Origin of the sequence: Sphingomonas sp. CCH9-F2, from assembly GCF_001556735.1 — a bacterium.
Classification (GTDB): Bacteria; Pseudomonadota; Alphaproteobacteria; order Sphingomonadales; family Sphingomonadaceae; genus Sphingomonas; species Sphingomonas ginsenosidimutans.
Genome location: NZ_LSJO01000499.1, coordinates 1 through 4032, shown reverse-complemented (window position 1 = coordinate 4032; position 4032 = coordinate 1). Strand labels below are relative to the sequence as shown.

Annotated in this window: 3 protein-coding genes; 1 reads left to right on the top strand and 2 read right to left on the bottom strand. The window is 71.7% G+C overall.

Annotated elements, in window-relative coordinates:
* Positions 1-1723: chromosome segregation protein SMC (locus tag AX685_RS14245; protein ID WP_082740983.1), on the top strand; the 1723-nt coding region annotated here is incomplete at its 5' end.
* A gap of 190 nt (positions 1724-1913) precedes the next feature.
* Here the strand turns inward: AX685_RS14245 and AX685_RS14240 are convergent.
* Both AX685_RS14240 and prfB read right to left on the bottom strand, forming a co-directional pair.
* The gene (locus tag AX685_RS14240; protein ID WP_082740982.1) at positions 1914-2684 is read right to left on the bottom strand and encodes a class I SAM-dependent methyltransferase; all 771 of its coding nucleotides are present in this window, start codon (positions 2682-2684) and stop codon (positions 1914-1916) included.
* On the bottom strand, positions 2684-3811 hold the full coding sequence (gene prfB, locus AX685_RS14235) for a peptide chain release factor 2 (protein ID WP_066489824.1): 1128 nt from the start codon (positions 3809-3811) through the stop codon (positions 2684-2686). The genes AX685_RS14240 and prfB overlap by 1 nt, the downstream gene beginning before the upstream one ends.
* Positions 3812-4032: the final 221 nt, after the last annotated feature.

The following is a 4032-nucleotide window of genomic DNA, read 5'->3' as shown; positions in this document are numbered from 1 at the left end:
GCCCGCGGCGCTGGCGCGGCGGCTGGCGCAGATCTTCCTGGTGGAGGGCGATTCGGGCCAGCCGCTCGCCCCCGGCCAGCGGCTGGTCACACGCGAGGGGCGGCTGCGGCGCTGGGACGGCTATGTCACCGAGAACGGCGGCGCAGCGGCGGCCGAACGGCTGGAGCGGCGCAACCGGCTGGCGATGCTGACCGCCGATCGCCCCGCCGCGGCCGAGGCGGTCGAGCGCGCCACCGCGCGCCGCACCGCGCTGGACGACCGGATCGCGCGCGCCCGCGCCGCGGCGCAATCGGCGCGCGCGCTGCTGACCCAGGCCGAGGCCGAACAGCGCGAGGCCCAGCGCGCCGAGGATCGCGCCGCCGCGCAGATCGAGCGGCTGGCCGGGCAGCGCGCCGACCTGATCGAGCGGCAGGCGCGCGTCGCCGCCGACATCGCCGAGGCCGAGGCTGAGCGCACCCGTGCCGAGGCGGCGCTGGCGGCGCTGCCCGACGGGTCCGCGGCGGCGGCGGCGACCGCGCGGTTGCAGGGCGAGGCGCAGGCGGCGCGCGCGCAGGTGGCGCTGGCGCGTGCCGACCGCACCGCGCACGACCGCAACCTGGCGCAGGCGCGCGACCGCCAGACCGCCGCACGCGCCGAGATGCAGGGATGGAAAGCCCGCGCGGGCGAGGCCGTGCGCCGCATCGCCGACATGGACCGCCGCGCCGCCGATCTGTCCGCCGAGCTGGAGAAGCTGGCCGACCGCCCGGCGCAGCTGACCGCCGAGATCGCGCAGCTGGAACAGGCGCATGACGCCGCCCGCACTGCCGCCGACAGCACGCAGGCCGAGGAACGCGATGCGGACGCCGCGGTGCGCGCCGCCGACGCCGCGCAGGCGCGCGCCAACGAAACGCTGGCCGCCGCGCGCGAGGCGCGTGCCGGGGCCGCCGCGCGTGCCGAGAACCACGAATTGCGCCGGGTGGAGATGGGACGCGTATCGGGGGAACGGTTCGAATGCCCCGCCCCCGTCCTGCCGACCAAGACGGGGTTCGACAGCGCCACCGTCGTCAGTCCGCAGGACGAATCCGCCGCGCACGAACGGCTGGCGATGGACCGCGAACGGCTCGGGCCGGTCAATCTGGTCGCGGAGCAGGAACTGGCCGAACTGGAGACGAGCGGCGCGGTGACCGCCGCCGAGCGCGAGGAACTGGGCCAGGCGGTCAACCGGCTGCGCGGGTCGATCGGCACGCTCAACCGCGAGGGGCGCCAGCGGCTGCTGGCCGCGTTCGAGGCGGTCGACGGCCATTTCCGCCGGCTGTTCACGACCTTGTTCGACGGCGGTCAGGCGCATCTGGAACTGGTCGATTCGGACGATCCGCTGGAGGCGGGACTGGAGATCATGGCGCAGCCGCCGGGCAAGCGGCTGCAATCGCTGACCCTGCTGTCGGGCGGCGAACAGGCGCTGACCGCGGTCGCGCTGATCTTCGGGCTATTCCTGACCAATCCGGCGCCGATCTGCGTGCTGGACGAAGTCGACGCGCCGCTGGACGACGCCAATATCGAACGCTTCTGCGACCTGCTGGACCGGATGACGCAGGAAACTGACACCCGCTATCTGATCGTCACGCACAATGCGGTGACGATGAGCCGGATGCACCGCCTGTTCGGGGTGACGATGGTGGAAAAGGGCGTCAGCCGGCTGGTGTCAGTGGATTTGCAGGCGGCGGAGCTGCTGGCGGCGGAGTAGCGGCGCGCGGTCCCGATTGTTGTTTCAGGTCAAGGTGTTGCCGCGCGATCCGGGCGACGGATGGCGGATGGGGGTGGTCCGCCCGCCAACGCTCCGGCCTGCGCCGGAGCACCACACTGCGCCACTCCCGTATTCCGGCGAAAGAGCGCGACCGGCGGCGGGCGCCGACGGCACCCGCGCGGCGGGGCGGTCAGCCCGCGGCGCGCGCGCGGTTGCCCATCCGGCAGGCGCGGATCGACGTGGGGGCGGGGCGTGCGCCGGCGGCGCGGAAGGTGGCGAGATAGCCGCCCGCCGAGCGCATCTCCCGGAAATCGACCGGTGCATAGCCGACCGCGGCGAATTCGCAGCGCAGCAGCATCGGCGGTGTGCCATGGTCGCGGGTCGGGCGATCGGCGTCGACCACTACCGCCAGCCCCCCCTTGCGCAGCGACGGGCGCATCCGCCACAGGAATTCATACGGCTGCGCGATCTCGTGGTACATGTGCACCATGAAGATCCGGTCGAAGCTGTTGGCGGGCAGCCGCGGATCGGCGGGCAGCCCCAGCCGCACGCTGACATTTTCCAGCCGTTCGCGCGCGACGCGCTCGGCCAGCGCATCGCGCACCGCCGGCACGATATCCTCCGCCAGCACGCGCCCGTCCTTGCCGACGCGCGCCGCCAGCCGGGTGGTATAATAGCCCTCGCCCGCGCCCAGATCGGCGACGGTCATGCCGGGGCGGATATCGGCCAGGTCCATCACCCGCCCGGCCTCGTTCAGGCGATCGCGCGCTTCCTCGTTCGACCAGCGCGGCGACACGATGCGCGCGATCGGTCGGTCGGCGGCGGGGAACGGGCCGGGGGTGGCGCCCGGTTCCGGCTTGAGGAGCGGTTTCGACCCGTCACACGCCGGCAGGGCGAGGGCCAGGGCCAGCGCCAGCAGCGCCGCCCCGCCGACCGACGATGCCGCCCCCCATGCGATCATCAGTCGACGTCCTCCACGACTACCGCTTCGCCGGTCACGCGCTGCGACAGCGCCGCCGCCATGAATTCGTCGAGGTCGCCGTCCAGCACGTCGCCGGGCGCGGTGCTGGTCGTGCCGGTGCGCAGGTCCTTCACCAGTTGATAGGGCTGGAGCACATAGCTGCGGATCTGGTGGCCCCAGCCGATGTCGGTCTTGCTGGCGTTCTCGGCATTCGCCGCCGCCTCGCGCTCGGCCAGTTCGCGCTCGTACAGGCGCGCGCGGAGCTGGTTATAGGCCTCGGCCTTGTTCTTGTGCTGCGACCGCTGGTTCTGACACTGCACGACGATGCCGGTCGGCAGGTGCGTGATGCGGACCGCCGAGTCGGTGGTATTGATGTGCTGACCGCCCGCGCCCGATGCGCGATAGGTGTCGATGCGCAATTCGCTCTCGTTGATCTCGACCTCGATATTGTCGTCGATCACCGGATAGACCCACACGCTCGAAAAGCTGGTGTGGCGGCGCGCGGCGGAATCGTAGGGGCTGATCCGCACCAGCCGGTGGACGCCCGATTCCACCTTCGCATAGCCATAAGCGTTCTCGCCCTTGATCAGCAGCGTCGCGCTCTTGATCCCGGCCTGTTCGCCCGCGTGATAGTCGATCAGCTCCACCTTCATGCCGCGCCGCTCAGCCCAGCGCGTGTACATGCGCTGAAGCATCCCGGCCCAGTCCTGGCTCTCGGTGCCGCCCGCGCCGGCATTGATCTCCAGATAGGTGTCGTTGGCGTCCGCTTCCCCTGCCAGCAGCGCCTTCACCTTGTCGGCCTGCGCACGATCGGCCAGCGCCTTCAGCGCCGCGACCCCCTCGTCCGCCATCTCGGCGTCGCCCTCGGCCTCGGCCATCTCGATCAGCTCGGCGGTGTCGGACAGCTCGCGCTCGATGTCGCGGGTGGCGGTGATCGCCTCGTCCAGCCGGCGACGCTCGCGCATCACCGCCTGCGCCTCCTTGGGATTGTTCCACAGCGCCTGGTCCTCGACGCGCGCGTTCAGCTCGTCGAGCCGCCGCAGCGCGCGGTCCCAGTCGAGGAAGCGGCGCAACAGCGCCAGCGCCTCGTTGATGCTATCGACATGGGCCTGCGCTTCGGCGCGCATAGGAAGTCTCCAAGGTCACGTCATTCCAGCGGAGGCTGGAATCTCGTGCGGCTCAAGCATCGCTTCGCAACCGGGAGATCCCAGCCGATGCCGGGACGACGAAAAAAGAACGATCGGCGCGGGCTTAGTAGATGCCGCCCTGCTTCTGCAAGAAGTCGCTGTCGCTGGCGGCGCGGCCACCCGCGCCGCCAGCGACAGCGACTTCTTGCAGAAGCAGGGCG